General features: G+C 58.7%; 20 protein-coding genes and 1 tRNA gene. 5 read left to right on the forward strand and 16 right to left on the reverse strand.

Annotated elements, in window-relative coordinates:
* Positions 1-53: 53 nt before the first annotated feature.
* Both AB4N64_RS18270 and AB4N64_RS18275 read right to left on the reverse strand, forming a co-directional pair.
* Positions 54-1,283 (reverse strand): hypothetical protein, encoded by a 1,230-nt coding sequence (locus tag AB4N64_RS18270; RefSeq protein ID WP_460117283.1) that lies wholly within the window; start codon positions 1,281-1,283, stop codon positions 54-56.
* Positions 1,284-1,301: 18 nt separating this feature from the next.
* A complete protein-coding gene (locus tag AB4N64_RS18275; RefSeq protein ID WP_460117284.1) occupies positions 1,302-1,751 on the reverse strand; it encodes a YcgN family cysteine cluster protein in 450 nt (149 codons plus the stop codon).
* A gap of 155 nt (positions 1,752-1,906) precedes the next feature.
* Between AB4N64_RS18275 and AB4N64_RS18280 the strand changes: the two genes are divergently transcribed.
* On the forward strand, positions 1,907-2,500 hold the full coding sequence (locus AB4N64_RS18280; RefSeq protein WP_460117285.1) for a nitroreductase family protein: 594 nt from the start codon (positions 1,907-1,909) through the stop codon (positions 2,498-2,500).
* A 144-nt stretch (positions 2,501-2,644) separates the two neighbouring features.
* Here AB4N64_RS18280 and AB4N64_RS18285 read toward each other — a convergent pair whose 3' ends face one another.
* From AB4N64_RS18285 to AB4N64_RS18305, 5 genes are all read right to left on the reverse strand, one after another.
* On the reverse strand, positions 2,645-3,577 hold the full coding sequence (locus tag AB4N64_RS18285) for a D-2-hydroxyacid dehydrogenase (RefSeq protein WP_460117286.1): 933 nt from the start codon (positions 3,575-3,577) through the stop codon (positions 2,645-2,647).
* 119 nt (positions 3,578-3,696) lie between these two features.
* Entirely contained in the window at positions 3,697-3,990 is a 294-nt protein-coding gene (locus AB4N64_RS18290) for a YcgL domain-containing protein (RefSeq protein WP_460117287.1), read from the reverse strand.
* On the reverse strand, positions 3,987-5,120 hold the full coding sequence (gene rnd / locus AB4N64_RS18295) for a ribonuclease D (RefSeq protein WP_460117288.1): 1,134 nt from the start codon (positions 5,118-5,120) through the stop codon (positions 3,987-3,989). The genes AB4N64_RS18290 and rnd overlap by 4 nt, the downstream gene beginning before the upstream one ends.
* 143 nt (positions 5,121-5,263) lie before the next feature.
* Positions 5,264-6,913, reverse strand: coding sequence for a phosphoethanolamine transferase (locus AB4N64_RS18300; protein WP_460117289.1), 1,650 nt, complete (start codon positions 6,911-6,913; stop codon positions 5,264-5,266).
* 169 nt (positions 6,914-7,082) lie between these two features.
* Positions 7,083-8,465: a glutamine synthetase family protein gene (locus tag AB4N64_RS18305; protein WP_460117291.1), complete on the reverse strand. Its 1,383-nt coding sequence runs from the start codon at positions 8,463-8,465 to the stop codon at positions 7,083-7,085.
* 424 nt (positions 8,466-8,889) lie between these two features.
* Between AB4N64_RS18305 and AB4N64_RS18310 the strand changes: the two genes are divergently transcribed.
* Complete coding sequence (locus tag AB4N64_RS18310) at positions 8,890-10,074, forward strand: cyanate transporter (protein ID WP_460117292.1); 1,185 nt, start codon at positions 8,890-8,892, stop codon at positions 10,072-10,074.
* Positions 10,075-10,160: 86 nt separating this feature from the next.
* Complete coding sequence (locus tag AB4N64_RS18315; RefSeq protein WP_460117293.1) at positions 10,161-11,096, forward strand: LysR family transcriptional regulator; 936 nt, start codon at positions 10,161-10,163, stop codon at positions 11,094-11,096.
* 2 nt (positions 11,097-11,098) lie between these two features.
* On the opposite strand, the gene AB4N64_RS18320 is transcribed toward AB4N64_RS18315, so the two are convergent.
* The 4 genes from AB4N64_RS18320 to AB4N64_RS18335 all read right to left on the reverse strand — a co-directional run bounded on the left by AB4N64_RS18320 (position 11,099) and on the right by AB4N64_RS18335 (position 13,395).
* Positions 11,099-11,464 carry a 5-carboxymethyl-2-hydroxymuconate Delta-isomerase gene (locus AB4N64_RS18320; RefSeq protein WP_460117294.1) on the reverse strand — a complete coding sequence of 122 codons (366 nt, stop codon included), beginning with the start codon at positions 11,462-11,464 and terminating at the stop codon, positions 11,099-11,101.
* Between the two features lie 57 nt (positions 11,465-11,521).
* Positions 11,522-12,448: a LysR substrate-binding domain-containing protein gene (locus AB4N64_RS18325; protein ID WP_460117295.1), complete on the reverse strand. Its 927-nt coding sequence runs from the start codon at positions 12,446-12,448 to the stop codon at positions 11,522-11,524.
* Between the two features lie 125 nt (positions 12,449-12,573).
* Positions 12,574-12,765: a YegP family protein gene (locus tag AB4N64_RS18330; protein ID WP_368557531.1), complete on the reverse strand. Its 192-nt coding sequence runs from the start codon at positions 12,763-12,765 to the stop codon at positions 12,574-12,576.
* A gap of 372 nt (positions 12,766-13,137) precedes the next feature.
* The gene (locus AB4N64_RS18335; RefSeq protein ID WP_460126899.1) at positions 13,138-13,395 is read right to left on the reverse strand and encodes a hypothetical protein; all 258 of its coding nucleotides are present in this window, start codon (positions 13,393-13,395) and stop codon (positions 13,138-13,140) included.
* On the opposite strand from AB4N64_RS18335, the gene AB4N64_RS18340 reads away from it, so the two are divergent.
* Positions 13,331-13,501, forward strand: coding sequence for a type II toxin-antitoxin system HicA family toxin (locus tag AB4N64_RS18340; RefSeq protein ID WP_460126798.1), 171 nt, complete (start codon positions 13,331-13,333; stop codon positions 13,499-13,501). The two genes, AB4N64_RS18335 and AB4N64_RS18340, sit on opposite strands and share 65 nt — an antisense overlap.
* On the forward strand, positions 13,498-13,830 hold the full coding sequence (locus AB4N64_RS18345) for a type II toxin-antitoxin system HicB family antitoxin (protein WP_460117296.1): 333 nt from the start codon (positions 13,498-13,500) through the stop codon (positions 13,828-13,830). The genes AB4N64_RS18340 and AB4N64_RS18345 overlap by 4 nt, the downstream gene beginning before the upstream one ends.
* Positions 13,831-13,862: 32 nt before the next feature.
* Here the strand turns inward: AB4N64_RS18345 and AB4N64_RS18350 are convergent, their stop codons facing one another.
* The 5 genes from AB4N64_RS18350 to purC form a co-directional block, all read right to left on the reverse strand.
* Complete coding sequence (locus AB4N64_RS18350) at positions 13,863-14,570, reverse strand: SOS response-associated peptidase family protein (RefSeq protein ID WP_460117297.1); 708 nt, start codon at positions 14,568-14,570, stop codon at positions 13,863-13,865.
* A gap of 103 nt (positions 14,571-14,673) precedes the next feature.
* Positions 14,674-14,856 (reverse strand): hypothetical protein, encoded by a 183-nt coding sequence (locus AB4N64_RS18355; protein WP_460117298.1) that lies wholly within the window; start codon positions 14,854-14,856, stop codon positions 14,674-14,676.
* Positions 14,857-14,969: 113 nt separating this feature from the next.
* A complete protein-coding gene (locus tag AB4N64_RS18360; protein WP_460117299.1) occupies positions 14,970-15,164 on the reverse strand; it encodes a hypothetical protein in 195 nt (64 codons plus the stop codon).
* A gap of 194 nt (positions 15,165-15,358) precedes the next feature.
* Positions 15,359-15,448: transfer RNA gene (locus AB4N64_RS18365), tRNA-Ser, on the reverse strand.
* A gap of 83 nt (positions 15,449-15,531) precedes the next feature.
* Positions 15,532-16,245, reverse strand: coding sequence for a phosphoribosylaminoimidazolesuccinocarboxamide synthase (purC, locus tag AB4N64_RS18370; protein WP_110966859.1), 714 nt, complete (start codon positions 16,243-16,245; stop codon positions 15,532-15,534).
* Positions 16,246-16,249 lie beyond the last annotated feature (4 nt).

Here is a 16,249-nt window from a genome sequence, read left to right on the forward strand (position 1 = left end):
CGACGCCTCGACAAGCTCGCTCCTACAGGGGACGGGGGGACCGGGAGACAGGGTTATTGAAGTAATTCGGTATTGAGCACCCTCGACGACTCACCCATCACGCTCTCGGACAATTGCACGAACGCTTTGGTGTCCACACTCTCCAGGCGCATCGCCCCGCGCATCACATCATCCAGCGAACGCTTGTTGCGCGTTTTCAGGCGAATTTCGCGATCCAGCTCTTGCAGCAGCAACACCGCCTTCGCCACTTGCGCCGGGCTGGCCTGGGCATCGCGCAACGTGGTGACTTTCTGGCTGTCCTTGACCAGCCGGGCATGCAGGGTTTCGTAGCGCTCATCACTGATCCCGCCCGCTCGCCGCACAAGCTCGATCGCGTAATACTCGGCCAGCCCCTCGCTGATCCAGTCGCTGCGATGGGTATCGTTGACCCGTCCGAACACTTGGACCAATTCGCGCACGAGCGCGCTGCTCCCGCTTTCACTGACCAGCGGCAGACGCGTATTAAGGTAGATCGATTCACGGGCTGCCAGGCTGCCGCGCCACAGGGGGTCATTGGCGCCGACTATCAGCAGTTTGCTCGGGTGGCGCGGGAACACCGCCTGCACTTGCGGCCAAACGAAGGTGAGCAGCGTCAGCACGTCCATTCGGCGCATACCCTGGCCCTGGGGCGAAGCGACGGTGACTTCGGTCTCCCCCAGCCGAGTTCGACGGCTGCCCAGGTGGCCGGCGAGCATCCAGCCCGTGGGTCGGTCGAACAGGCGCGAGACGTTGTCGATGCGGAATTTGTTCTTGCCAATGCGCGGCCATGCGGTTTCGATGCTTTTCCAACCGCTGGGCAATTCGAATTCGAGGCGTGATACCAACTCGATGCCGTCCTGCTGATCGAGCCGGGCGGCAGGCACCAGATCATCGCCACGCATCAGCGCCCAGGTTGGCGTCATGCGGGTGTCGAAACTGCCATTCTTGCGGCTGTGGCTGATGCGTACGCGGTAGGTCAGGCTGGCCTTGTCGGCAGCCGGACGCCAGACACCGCGCGCTTGCTGGCCAGGCGTGAGCTGCCATTGGCCGTCGGCCTTGAAGTCGCTGTAGTGGCTGCCGTCGCCGAGATCAAAATCCAGGCTGCGCACCGTCGAGCCCTGGGCCAGAGTCAGGCGAACTTCCGCTTGATCGCTTTGCGGGAGCAGGCGCACGTGGTAATCCAGATCCACCTTCTTCGCCGCCCACACCGACGAACTCAGGGCCACCAGCCCGACGGCCAGCGCCAGGCGCAATCCCACAGCCATACACCCTCCTTGTTCACACTAACCTGCGCGGAAAATCAGATGATCTTCCCAATCCTCTTCAGCCACGCTGCCTTCGGCGAGCATGCGCCCGGACTGGGAAATGCGTTCGTGGTGCACGGCGTCGCGATCGCCACACACCAGGTGGTGCCACAGCGGCAGATCCTTGCCTTCACTGACCAGGCGATAACCGCAAGTGGGCGGCAGCCACTTGAATTCATCGGCCTTGCCCGGCGTGAGTTGAATGCAGTCGGGGACGGATTTGCGGCGATTGGGATAATCGCTGCACTGGCAGGTTTTCAAATCCAGTAATTTGCAGGCGATACGCGTGTAATAAACGCTGTTGTCGTCTTCATCTTCGAGCTTTTGCAGGCAGCACAGCCCACAACCGTCGCACAGCGATTCCCATTCCTGCTGATCGAGCTGATCGAGGGTTTTACGTATCCAGAACGGTTCGACTTTGGCGGCCATGGCTCAAGCATCAACATCAGGTGGTGAAAAGGCCGCCAGTCTAGTGCCCGGCGCCGTGCGGGCCAAGCATTGGCGACTACCGGTACAACGGGACTTGTCAGTGAGTGCGTCGGCAAGTAGCTTTGCCTGTCGCTTCGATCCCAAGGAAACCCTGCATGAGTGCCACTCCACGCGTTGCCGATTATGCCATTCACCCGCAATTCACCGATCGCTGGTCGCCTCGCGCCTTCACCGGCGAAGCCATCCCGGAAGAAACCCTGCTGAGCTTTTTCGAAGCCGCACGCTGGGCGCCATCGGCCTACAACTCGCAGCCATGGCGTTTTCTCTACGCCCGTCGCGATACGCCGAACTGGGAGCGTTACCTGGGCCTGCTCAACGAATTCAACCGAGCGTGGGCACAACACGCTTCAGCGCTGGTGATCGTGATCTCGAAGACCACCTTCGTCGCACCCGGCGCCAGCGAAGAAACCCCGGCCCTGTGGCACACCTTCGACACCGGTTCCGCCTGGGGCCACCTGGCACTGCAAGCGAGTATCAGCGGCTGGCACACCCACGGCATGGCCGGTTTCGATCAGGAGCTGACCCGCAAGGAGCTGAACATTCCTGAAGGTTACGCGCTGCACGCGGCGGTGGCCGTGGGCAAGCTGGGCGACAAGGCGACGCTGGCGGAGTACCTGCAAGCGCGTGAAGTGCCCAGCCCGCGCCGGCCGTTGAGTGAAACGGTAGCTGAAGGCGATTTCACCCTCTAACAAACACCACCCTCCCCTGTAGGAGCGAGCACGCTCGCGATGGATGTCAACGATAACGCTGGGCATCTGACACCCGGCGCTGTTCTTGCGACCATCGCGACGGTTCGACGCCTCGACAAGCTCGCTCCTACAGGGGGCGGGGTGTCAGTATCCGCGATTGAAATCCACTTCCCCGCGCAGCGCCTCGCCCGCGTGATACGCGCGCAGGTTCTCGATGAACAGCTTGACCATCATCGTCGGTGACGTTGGCGCCGAGCTGTGGCCGGTCAGCAGCAAGCCCCAGGCCGTCCAGAACGGGTGACGCTGCGGCAGCGGCTCCTGACGGCAGACGTCGATCACCGCGCCCGCCAGATGTCCTTCCTTCAACGCTTCCACCAGGTCTGCGTCGACCACCGCCACACCGCGTCCGACGTTGATGAACAAACCGGTCGACTTGAATCGCTTGAACAGAGCGGCATCGTACAGATCATGGGTGTTCGGCGTGTTAGGCAGCAGGTTGATCACGTAGTCCACTTCACCGACAAGACGTGGCAAGTCGCCCAGCGCGCCCACTTCGATAAAGGGTGCCTGCTCCCGTGCTTCGCTGGCGATACCATACAACTCGACGCCAAACGGCAGCAGAAACTCTGCGACCGTTTGGCCGATGTCGCCGGTGCCAACGATCAACACTTTGCGTCCTGCCAGGCTCTGGCCCTGGCGGCTGTCCCACTTACGCTCGACCTGACTGACCAGGCGCGGCAGCACTTCACGTTCGTGGCCGAGCATGTAGGTGAGTACATATTCGGCCATGACCTGACCGAAAATGCCTACCGCGCGGGTCAGGCGATAGTGCCGTGAAAGGCCGTCGGCCAGCAGTGGCGTAATACCAGCCCAGGTCGACTGCAGCCATTGCGGCTTGTGCCCTTGGCGTAACAGGGTGGCCAGCAGATCAGGCTGCCCCAGCCAGATCGGGCATTCGGCGGCCTGACGCGCCAGCTCGGCCGAATCGCCGCTGGTCAGCACTTCGAGATCGGGTGCGGCCTGGCGCAACAATTGGGCATATATAGCGTGGTCGTGTTCGGCAATCAGAACGCGCATGTTTCAAACCTTTCAAAAGCAGTGCAGACGGCCGCCAAGGAAGCCTCGTCCCCTGGCCTGGCCATCGCCAAAATCATTCCAGTATTTCACGCCGACTCTGAACAGAGCCTGTCTGCCGGTCACACCGGGTCGTTGCGTCGCAACAATTCTTCGGGCAAATGCTCGATGTACTCGTCTTCGGCCGGAGGCATTTGCAGGTGGTAGCCCTGTTTGTCGAGGTTTTCCAGGACCACGCTGATGTCCTCGCGCGACAGCTTGCGCTCGGGGCTCAGCACCAGATCGAACGCGTGGATGGCCTTGCCGAACGCGGCCAACAAAGGTTCCGGTACGCGCTCAAGGGCATCGCTCTTGAGCACATACAGGTACATTTCGTTTCTTTTCGAACTGCGGTAGATGGAACAAATACGTTTCAAGGCTGTTCTCCGGCGTTGTCCAGGCTGTCGAGCAGCGCCTGGCCCATCAATTCGCGGCGCCAGCCACGCAGCGAATCAGGCAATTGATAAGGACCGTTGGGAAAGCCGCTCTTGAGCAAGGCTTCCAGGGTTTTCTTGCGCAACATCAACTCTGGCACGATGGCCAGACGCTCGGCCTCGGCCTGGCCGATGGCTTTCAACTGTTTGAGCAGCGCGGCGGCCTCCACCGGCAGGGGCTCCGGCACGGCAGGCGGCCACTGATCGGGCGCTACACTGCCAGCGCGCTTGATCAAATCAAGCAGAAACTCACCGTCCTGGCGTACGGTACGCGGGTGCATGTCTTCGATTTTCGCCAGAGCACCCAGGTTGTCCGGTTGCGTGCGCGCCAGGGGCCACAGCGAGTGCTCACGGATGATTCGGTTGCGCGGCAGGTCACGGGCACGGGCTTCACGCTCGCGCCAGGCGCATAGCTCACGCAGCACGGCGAGCTGAGCGCGGGAAAGCTTCCACGCCAGCTTGGCATCGCGATAGACCTCGTACGGATCGATCTCCCGACGTAGATTGGCCACCAGCTCGGCGCCATCCTCCAGAACCCAGGCAAATTTCTCGTCAGACAGTTTTGGACGTAGTTGTACGAATACCTCGGCCAAGTGCAAGGCGTCTTCAGCGGCATAGCTGATTTGGGTCTCGGACAGCGGACGCTGCAACCAGTCGGAACGGGTTTCACCTTTGGGCAACTCGATACCAAGCACTTCCTGCACCAGCCGCGAATATCCCATGGAAAACCCGAGGTTCAGGTAACCGGCGGCCAACTGCGTGTCGAACAGCGGGGCCGGCAGGCTTCGGGTCAGACGCAACAGCACTTCGAGGTCTTCGCTGCAGGCGTGCAACACCTTGACCACCGCCGGGTTTTCCAGCAATGCGGCCAGGGGCTTCCAGTTGTCGACGGTCAACGGATCGATCAGATAAGCGCGTACGCCATCGCCGACCTGCAGCAGGCCGGCGATCGGATAAAAGGTGTCGACCCGCATGAATTCGGTGTCGAGTGCAACGTAGGGCAGCTGCTGCCACTCGGCGCAAAACCGGGCGAGGCTATCGTTGTCGCGAATCCAGTGAATATCGATGGCCACACGGCTCTCCCTTGAAGAATGGCGCGCAGTATATATCGCCCCCGGCGATTTCCGCGCATCCACTGAACAAGAGCTTTAGCGAAAAAGCCTACCTAATGGCAAGAATTGCCTGATGGAGGGACGTCACCTGCGTTGTAGGAAGGTCACTCTTTGGCCAGAACGCCATCGATCACAGCCCCACGGCAGCCGGAGAACATATCCAGGTCGTGGTTGTAGACCTTGCTGCTGACCTCCAGCAGGCCCAGCATTGAGTGGAACAGGTTGTCCTGGCTCAACGGCTTGTCACGGCTCAGTTGCAAGCAATGGGTGTCGACCGAGAACGATTTTTGATAGCTGTCGGAAAACCAGGCCAACATGGCCACGTGTTTCTGTTGTTCGGGTGCCATCATGTAGGGCGTGCCGTGGAGGAACAAGTTATATTCGCCCAACGATTCGCCGTGGTCTGACAGGTACAGCATGGCCGTATCGACTTTGTCCTGATTCTTGCGCAACAGGTCGATCAGGGTCGAGAGCACATGATCGGTGTACACCAGCGTATTGTCATAGCCATTGACGATGCTCTCGCGACTGCAATTGTTCAGGGCATTGCTTTCGCAAACCGGGGTAAACCGTTCGTACTCTTTTGGATAACGCTTGAAATATTCCGGCCCGTGACTGCCCATCTGGTGCAACACCAGCACGGTGTCTTTATCCAGGGTGTCGATGAAGTGCTGCAAACCCTGCAAGAGAATTTCATCGCGGCATTCGCTGTTGGCGCACAGTGCCGGGTCTTTCAAATTGCTGACATCCTCGAGCGTGACTCGATCACACGTGCCTTTGCAGCCCGACTGATTGTCACGCCAGATCACATCCAGACCCGCGCGCTTGAGCACATCCAACAGGCCTTCTTCGTTTTTTGCCTTGCTGGCGTTGTAATCCTTGCGACCCATGTTGGAAAACATGCACGGCACCGATACCGCTGTCTCCGTGCCGCAGGAATGCACATCAGTAAACGCGATCAGGCCTGCCTGCTTGTCCAGTTGAGGCGTGGTATCACGTTTGTACCCCAGCACGCCAAAATTCTCGGCACGGGCACTTTCGCCCACAACCAATACAGTCAGGGACTTTCGGCCATGGGTCTGCCAGACCGGGTTTTTCTGCGCATCCTCCCCGATCTTCACGAAGGGTTGCTGGGCCGAGGCGACCTGTTCGCGCAAATAGCTGATCGAAGCGCCCACATAGTTGCTGGGCACCACCATCAAGCGCAATTCGTGGTGATTGCGAAACAGCGAAGAAAGCCCCTGATAGTTGACCAGTGCAATGCCGCCAATCACCGCTATCGAGGCCACACTGACCAAGACCTTGCTCAGCAACTCCCGATGCCAGCGGCGATAACTAACCGGTGTCTTCCAGAGCAACCACGACGGCAATATACCCAGCAAAACAATATAAACAGCCATCTTTAACGAGAGTAAATCACGCACTTCCGTTGCATTGGTTTGAGCAAAGTTGCGCAACATGCCGGTGTCGATCATGACCCCGTATTGCGCCATAAAATAAGCCACGCCCGCGCTGACCATGAACAGAAACGTCAACAGCGGTTTAAGAACTGGCCGGAACGCCAACAACGTCAGCACAATGTTGAAGGCCGCCAGGATCATCACGCCAAACGCCGCCCGCATCGCCAGGCCCTGAGCGTCGGTCGCGGTGATTTCAAACAGGTGCTGCCAGAGTACAGAGTTGAAACCCAATAACAGAAAGGCGCTGGCAATCAGTGTCACCCATTCAGGGCGCACGGCTTTGAACTTCAACATGATGATCGACTATTTCCTTGAAAGAGATGCCGTCGATAAATGTGAAAATTTCATTTATCGCGACGGCTTCAATTCTGGGCAGCCATCCATCAATTTTTTGTGAAAAAGAAGCCAACGATTAGTTGGCCTCAATAATTTGCAATGAACTCTGGTGGTATTTGAGAATGATTCAGGCCTGGTTCAGATACCAACGCCAATCCTGTTCGCCAACTTCTCCCATGAACTGTCGGTACTCGGCCCGTTTCACGGCCAGGTAAACGCCGAGAAATTCGCTGCCGAACGCCCCCTGCGCCCAGCTCGAGCCTTCCAGCGCGCGAAGGGTGGTCAGCCAGTCGGTGGGCAGCAGTTTCGTCGCCTGGGCGTAGCCATTGCCTTCCACTGGCGCGCCCGGGTCCAACTGTTCACGGAGGCCGCGATGGATACCTGCCAGGATCGCCGCAGCGGCCAGATACGGATTGGCATCGGCGCCGCAAATGCGATGCTCGATGTGTCGCGAGAACGCCGGGCCTCCCGGGACCCGCAGGCTTACCGTGCGATTGTCGACGCCCCAAGTGGCGGCGAGCGGCGCGTAGCTGTTGGTCTGGAAGCGGCGGTAGGAGTTGGCGTTAGGGCAGAACAGCAATAAAGAGTCCAGCAAAGTCGCAAGCATGCCGCCCACCGCATGCCTGAGCAGCGGTGTCCCGTCTGCAGCTTCACTGGCAAACAGGTTCCTGCCCTCGCGATCCGCCAGGCTGACGTGCATGTGCATGCCGGTGCCCGCCAGATCATCGAAGGGCTTGGCCATAAAGCATGCTGTCATCCCGTGCTTGTGCGCCACCCCCTTGACCAGGCGCTTGTAGCGCACAGCTTCATCCATCGCCTGCAACGCATCGCTTCGATGCTCAAGGGTGATTTCAACTTGCCCCGGCGCGTACTCGGAAATCGCCGTGCGTGCCGGGATGCCCTGGAGTTTGCAGGCGCTGTACAAATCGGCCAGGAACGGCTCGATCTGCTCCAACTCACGCAACCCGTAGACTTGCGTGCCTCGCGGCCGCCCGCCATCGACATCTCGCGCCGGTTGCGGCCGACCGTGGCTGTCACGCTGTTGGTCCAGCAGATAAAACTCCAGTTCCGCAGCCATCACCGGGTAATAGCCGTCGGCTTGCAGGCCTTCAATCACCTTCGCCAGCAAGTGCCTGGGGTCGGCGATGGTCGCCGGCATGCCCTCGGTCGGGTGCATGCTGACCTGCACCGCCGCCGTCGGCATCAAGCGCCACGGCATGCGCGTCAGGCTGCCACTGATCGGGTAGGCCCGGCAGTCGATATCGCCGACATCCCAGACCAACCCGGAGTTTTCCACGTCTTCGCCGTTGATGGTCAGTCCCAGGATCGTGCTGGGCAAGGGACGTCCGCTTTCGTAAATCGGCAGTAATTCATCGCGATGCAGCAACTTGCCCCGCGGCACCCCGTTGTTGTCGAGGATGAACAACTCGAACATCTCGATATCCGGGTTCTGTTGCAGAAAAGTCAGGGCTTCTTCCGGGGCGGCGAAGGAGGTTCGGGCACAACTCATGGGCATTCTCTTGTTTCCGCGTCAGGCAGACGCACACGCGCTGCCGATTTGATCCCGGTGCATCACACGGGACCTGTAGGATTTTCTAACGGGAAAGGCAGGAGTCCGGCGGGCGCGCGTGACGACAATGCCACAACGCCCAGAAGGCGAGTTCGGAAGGGAGTGCGTCCGGACAACCGTCCATAGGGAAGACCGCAGTAAACAGATGCTCAGCAGCGTCACATGCCGGGATCAGCAGTTAAATCGGGATTTGAAGAACCTTGGTTGTCAGATGGCTAAACATTCCGGATACACCGAAGATGGCGCGAGCAAGCCCACTCCCACAGGGACGGTATTTAATTTCTAAATACCACCCCGGACTTTCTGATTTGCGGCCCAAGCCCCTGGCGCATGTAATTCCGTTCTCGCCCATCAAGGTTCGACCATGGAAAACATCCGCGCCACGTCTCGCCCCGCCCTCCTCCTGATGGTCACCATCATGCTCGTCGCGCTTAACTTGCGCCCCTCCATGGCCGCTGTCGGCCCGCTGCTCTCGACGATTCGCGGCGACATCGCCCTGAGCTTCAGCCTCGCCTCGCTGCTGACCATGCTGCCGGTCATGGCCATGGGGTTGGCGATGTTTCTTGGTCTGCGCATCAGCCAACGTTTTGGCGAGCAACGTACCGTAGTGGTGTCGCTGCTGATCATTGGCCTGGCGACGGCATCTCGCCTTTTTCTCGATTCCGCACTCGAACTCATCATCAGCGCCATAATGGCCGGCGTCGGCATCGCGTTGATCCAGGCGTTGATGCCGGCACTGATCAAGTCGCGATTCAGTGACAACGTTGCCGTCTGCATGGGCCTGTACGTCACGTCAATCATGGGCGGTGCAGCCATTGCGGCGTCTTTTTCCCCACTGGTGATGATGCGTTTCGATAGCTGGCGCATGGGACTGGCGATTTGGGCCGTGTTGGCGCTATTGGCGTTGGTGTTCTGGTTGGGTCAACGCTCGACAGTGCCTGCGCTGCCCGCTCCCGCGCGACAAAACGGTTCGTGCTTCGCCAATTCCCGCGCGTGGCTGCTCGCCATCTTTTTTGGCCTGGGGACGGCGTCCTACACCTGTGTACTGGCCTGGTTGGCACCGTACTACGTAGAAAAAGGCTGGAGCGAGCAGAACGCTGGGCTGCTGCTGGGCTTCCTGACCGCCATGGAGGTGGTGTCGGGCCTGTTGGCGCCCGTCATCGCCAATCGCAGCCGAGACCGACGCGGGGTGCTGATGGCATTGTTGGCGCTGATCATTGCAGGGTTCATAGGCCTGATTCTCAGTCCTCAGCACCTGAGCCTGTTGTGGCCTTGCCTGCTGGGGCTGGGCATCGGTGGGCTGTTTCCCATGAGCCTGATCGTGTCGATGGATCACCTGGACAACCCGCAACAGGCCGGCGCACTGACGGCCTTCGTCCAGGGCATCGGTTATCTGATCGCCGGTGTCTCACCGCTGATTGCGGGCGTGATCCGCGATCAACTGGGTAGCTTCGAATGGGCCTGGTGGTCACTCACTGGCGTCGTGTCGCTGATGATACTCATGGCCGTGCGATTCAACCCAAGGCACTACGCCCGCCATATTCATTGATACGGCGGTGAAAACACCTACAGGGCATTCTCTCGACATCCTCGTTCCGCTAGGATCCAGCGCATGGATCCCAGCGAGACGAATGGATGCTTAACAGTAACCAGCTCAGAAAGCTCGACATGCAAGACCTCATGGTGTTTGTCGCCCTGTATGAGCAAAACAGCGTCACCGATGCATCCGAAACGCTCTGCGTCAGCCAGTCCACCGTGAGTTACTGCCTGAAAAAGCTGCGCACTGGCTTCGCGGACGAGCTGTTCATCAACACCCGCACGGGCATGCAGCCCACCGGCAAAGCCAGCAGCATGTATGCCCACGTGTTGAAAATCCTCGAAAGCATCAATTTATGTCATACCGGTACAGAAGCCTTCGATCCCGCGCGGCAACCGGTCACCTTCAATATCTGCGCACCGGAATACTTCGAACAGTTGATTCTGCCGCGCCTGTTGAAGCGTTTTGCTTTTGCCGATCTCCCCGTGGTGATCAACGTGCAGAAGCTTGAAAGCGACATCCCCGCCGATGCATTACGCAAAGGCAGTCTCGACCTGGTGATTGGCTTTGGTCCGAACTTTCACCGGCATCACACCGACCTGAACGTGCGAACGTTGCTGGAGGATGAACTGGTGTGTGTCTTCGATAGCAGCATCAAGCCGCTGGCGCCGCGCTTGAGCCTGCAGGCTTTCGCCGGGTACCGGCATGTGTTTCCGACACCCTGGATCTCCACCACCAACATGGTCGACGGCTGGTTGGCCCAGCAGGCGCACACACGGCACGTCGTAGCACGCGCCAACAGTTATGGGGCGGCACTGAAACTGATCGTCGGCACCGACTACATCCTGGCCATGCCCCGCCGCATCCAGCAATTGCTGGCCAACGACGACGCGTTCATTCACTGCGAAGCCCCCGAAGGTTTGCCGGGTTTCACTCTCGACATGCAGTGGAGCCTTCATGTCGAGCAGAACGCAGCCAACACGTGGCTGCGTGAACAGGTGTTGCAGGCCTGCGCCGAACTGGACCTCGGCTGAACTCAGTGACTGATGAGGACTTTGCTGTAGGTCTCTCGATCCATATCGACGATTTCCACCGCCAACTGGACTTCCACACCCGCTGGCCAAGGCCCCAGGTCCTGAGCCACCGCCAGCAGGGCTTCCGACAACTGCTTCTTGATCTGCGGCGAGCGGCCGCTCAACAGCGCAAGATTCACATACACGAACGCCCGCTCATTCAACGCGGTGCCGACCTTGAACGTTTCGACTTTCACCGCACGGCTCTTGATATCGGACTCGGCGCCAAACTGACCGGAAGCCACCAGCGCATTATTGAACCGCAGCAGCGCCACATCGGCATTCAGCTCGGGCAGGTTGGCGGTGTATTCCATGTGCAGGTGAGGCATGTCGTGGTTCCTGATCTTATTGAGAAAGGTCGTACATATATCACAGAGTTGTCTGGCTTACTGAGGGATCGCTGACTCAAAGCGCTCACTCATGAACGCCTCCAGTCGGGACCGCAACCAACGCTCGGCCGGGTCGGTATCGACATGGCTCAGCCAGACCATCGAAAGATCGAGGGTGGGTGTCTTGAAGGGAAACGGCTCGACGAACAAATGACCGGAAGCAGCCATGGCTGTCGCCGTGTAATCCGGCAGGCTGGCAATCAGGTCCGTCCCGGCGAGCAGGGCCGGCAACGAGCTGTATTGCGGCACAGAGAGCACCACCTGGCGCGTACGACCGATCTCTGCCAGCCACTCGTCAGCATAACCACTGACGTTGGCCGTGTGGGAAACCAGCACGTGTGGGCGTGAGCAATACTCGTCGAGGGTCAACGGCGTGTCGGACGCATCGGCGCGCAGGATGCTGGGCTGGATGTGCCGCAGCAGCTTGCGCTTGGCATTGGCCGGCAGGCCACGCGTCTGGCTGATGCCAACGGTGATGTCACCGGAGGCCAGCAAATCGGGAATCCGCCAGTAATCGACATGCTGCACCACAAACACCACCTTCGGCGCTTCCTGGCGCAGGGCGCGCAGCAAGGGTGGCAAAAGGCCGAACTCGACATCGTCGGACAGGCCGATACGGAAAGTCATGGTGCTGCTGGCAGGGTCGAAATCATGGGTCAGGCTCAAGGCTACCGACAGCGAATCCAGAGCCGGCGACAGGTACTGGATGAGCTCCTCGGCTCGAGCCGTGGGCTCCATGCGATGGCCTACCCGGATGAACAACGGATCATTGAACATCGTGCGCAAGCGATTGAGCGCCGAACTGATCGTCGGCTGACCCAGAAACAGCTTCTCCGCCACCCGAGTGACATTGCGCTCATGCATCAAGGTTTCGAACACCACCATGAGGTTGATGTCGGCCTTGCGTAGCTCATTACGATTCATCCACTGTCCCCGATCTCCCGTCTGCCGACAGTTTAGGTAGCGGGTGCAAGTGGCGTCTATGCGACTGAAGCAATTTGCAGGTTGAATTGAAGCTGCTCCGGTTGAACAGCTTCGTCGACAGTTCTCTAGATTTCCTTCAGCGGCGTCTGATCGTGCGTCCCTTTGATCAGGTTGATGGCATGCACGCAATCGGCCTTGTTCACGTACGACTCGCCACTGGCAATCGTCTCATGGTTCGCCGCCCTCAAGCGCCACCGCCACTGGCCCCTGCCCGTCTGGGGGATGCCACGGGTTTGCCGGTAAATCTCGAAATACATGGTTCGCTCCTTGCGATGGTTGAGACCTGTGATGCGAAACCAGAGTAGATGAGGTGGGTGGATGGTGGAGGGATTGAGTGTCAGGGGATATTTCGCTGAAAGCGCAGTGATTTGCGTGGCGCCCAATGAACCGGGGCGTCAGTCATTTCGGCTACTTGACTGCGTAATCCATACCAAGTGATCAGCTTCCTTTTCTTACAGTGGAATGTGGCTGTCCGGTGCTCTTTACCTGCTCACCTGCCGCATCCCTCCGCTGGCCAACTCAACAGACGTACCTCACGTAGCTTCCAGACTTTGCCTACACCCCCTGAATAGCCTTGCTCGATACCATGAGCACCACCAATTCAAGCGTCAATTCCAGCGCACGAAATGTCATTTTCCAGAGAAGGGTAAAGCGGCATTTTTTGCGGTTTTGGATTCGTGCATCAGCAGTCTTTCGATTCGCTGCCAATCCACTAAAGCGATATCATTATTTGATACCATGAATAATAAGCAACTGAGTACACTCAAAGCGGTATTTTCACGGCCGTCGCCTTCCACCTTGGAGTGGACGCGGATCGAATCTTTGTTTGTTGCAGCAGGTGCCAGAACCATCGAAGGCAATGGATCGCGTGTGAGGTTTGAGCTCAATGGTGTGGTCGCGACTTTTCATCGACCCCATCCGGATAAAGAAGCTAAACCCTATCAAGTACGTGACGCCCGAACTTTTCTTGACCAGGCAGGAGTGACCCCGTGAACGTGATGAATTACAACGGCTACGCAGCCCGTATCGAATACAGCGACGAAGACGGGCTGTTCGTTGGCCACATCGCAGGAATCAGCGACGTTGTAGGCTTTCACGGGGAGTCGGTCAGCGAGCTGCGAGCAGCTTTTGAAGAGGCAGTCGCCGACTATCTGCAAACTTGCGCCCAGCTCGGGCGAGAGCCTCAAAAGCCGTACTCGGGCAAGCTCAGTCTGCGCTTGGCGCCAGCACTGCATGCGACAGTCGCTGTAAAAGCGCAATTGGCTCATAAAAGCATCAATCAGTGGGTGAGTGACGTCATTGATCGTGAGGCGCATGCTTGATCGCACGACTGACGCGCCCCCTCTGATAGGAGTTAAAACAGACTGCCGCTTAGAGGACCGTCTTCCACCGGCCTTATCAAATGCGGGCCCTGATTGCGCACATTCCCCACTGCGCGATCCACCTGAAACCACTCAAAAGCCTCAGTCGGCTCGCCCTGCAGCAATGCCATCTGCTCCGCTCTCTCCATCGGTGTGGCGGGGTCCAACCACTCCCTGGCCAGTTGCGCAGACAGCGACACCGGGCGCCGATCGTGAACATCCACCATCCCGCCTTCACTGTCGGCGGTGATGATCACAAAACCGTCGTCCTCGCTGGGCCCGTGCTCGGCATTCGGGTACTGAGCAATGGCGGCACAAAGGATGACCCCCCGGTTCCGACGCCGAATCAGGTAGGGCTGCTTCTTCGGCCCTCCCTCATCCACCCATTCAAACCAGCTATTGATCGCAATGATCGCGCGGTGCGGCCATATCGCCCGGAAAAAAGGACCGTGAGCCACCTTCTCCACTCGGGCATTGATCGGCGCAGCTCGATCCTTGGCCCAATGCGGCCGCCACCCCCAGCGCACCCTATCCGCGTGCAGGGAGCAGCTCTCCTGATGGAAAAGCGCCAACTGCGTGGTTGGCGCCGCGTTGTAGTGATCAAGCGGTTGGTCGCCCACATTGTTGACCAGCGGGTTGGGCATGCTCAGCGCAGCAACAAAATCATGAATGCCGTGATACTGGGAAAGGCGTCCGCACATGGGAGGGTTCTCCTGCCTGGCTGATTGCTGGGCCTGCTGGAGTTTGGACGCGGTTGGGAGTGATTTGTTGCGTTGGATGGCAGCGCCTGTTCAGTGGCCGGGATCAGATCAGCTTTGCCAACAGCCAGATGGCTACAAAGGTGATCAGGGCTGACGCCGCGCCGAGGGCGAATGGAATCATGGCTGCGCGAAGCGGATTTGGAGCAGGATTGCGCATATCCTCGGCCAAAGCCGCCACCTCACGGTGTAATTGCTCAATACTGGCGTTATTACTTGATGCTGACATGTCCATATTCCCTGGAAAGCGAAGACCATATCTTGCGCACTAAGATTGCGCGGATGGCGATGCAGTAAAGAAGTTTAAATGAAGTGTCCCTACTGCCCTTGCGAATCCGGTTTTCAGACTTTACTCCAAAAGCCAACTGCTGCGGCGATCGCAGTCACCACACCTGCTCCAACCGCGAACGGATACCAGATGGTTTCTTGCCTTAGCTTGGACTCCTCAGCCGTGAGCTTACGGGATTCAATCAGGAGCTTTCGAATTTCGACCTGAAGCTTATCCAGCTCCAGATTCTCGCGATCGTTTTGTAGCACGGGCCATCCTCCTGGGCAGTCGTCCTTTGATACGCAGCGAGTATTCATCCCCCACCTAAACCAGGCTAGCGGGTGACGCCAGTCGATTTTGTGGGCAAATTCCGGGAGTCGCGTAAGGCAGAACGTAAACTGTGACTTTGACCAAAAACAAAAAAGCCCCGTAACTTCTCAGCTACGGGGCTTTTTCTATGTAATGGCGGAGAGATAGGGATTCGAACCCTAGGTACCCGCGAAGGTACAACGGATTTCGAATCCGTCCCATTCGGCCACTCTGGCATCTCTCCAACGGCGCGCATCATAACAACACTTTCGTCGGAAGCGAACCCCCCAAGCGAAATTTTTCCGTGCTATCAGATGCTTGCGTCGATTAAAGCGGTACGCCCAGACGGTTGGCGACTTCTTCGTAGGCTTCGATAACGTCACCGAGGCCCTGGCGGAAGCGGTCCTTGTCCATCTTCTTCTTGGTGTCCTTGTCCCACAGGCGGCAGCCGTCCGGGCTGAATTCGTCGCCCAGGACGATCGAGCCGTCGCTGAACACGCCGAACTCAAGCTTGAAGTCGACCAGCAGCAGGCCGGCGTCGTCGAACAGCTTGCTCAGGATCTCGTTGACCTTAAGCGACAGTTCCTTCATGCGCGCCAGTTGCTCGGCGGTGCCCCAGCCGAACGCCACGACATGGGATTCGTTGATGAACGGGTCGCCCTTGGCGTCGTCCTTCAAAAACAGCTCGAAGGTGTAAGGGTTGAGCTTCATGCCCTCTTCGACGCCCAGGCGCTTGACCAGGCTGCCGGCGGCGTAGTTACGCACGACGCACTCGACCGGGATCATGTCCAGCTTCTTGACCAGGCACTCGTTGTCGCCCAGCAGCTTGTCGAACTGGGTCGGCACGCCGGCAGCTTCGAGCTTTTGCATGATGAAGGCGTTGAACTTGTTGTTCACCATGCCCTTGCGGTCGAGCTGTTCGATGCGCTTGCCGTCGAACGCCGAGGTGTCGTTGCGAAACAGCAGGATCAGACGGTCAGCGTCGTCGGTCTTGTAAACCGATTTGGCTTTGCCGCGGTAGAGTTCTTCACGTTTTTCCATGATG

The organism is Pseudomonas sp. S2_C03, from assembly GCF_054668405.1.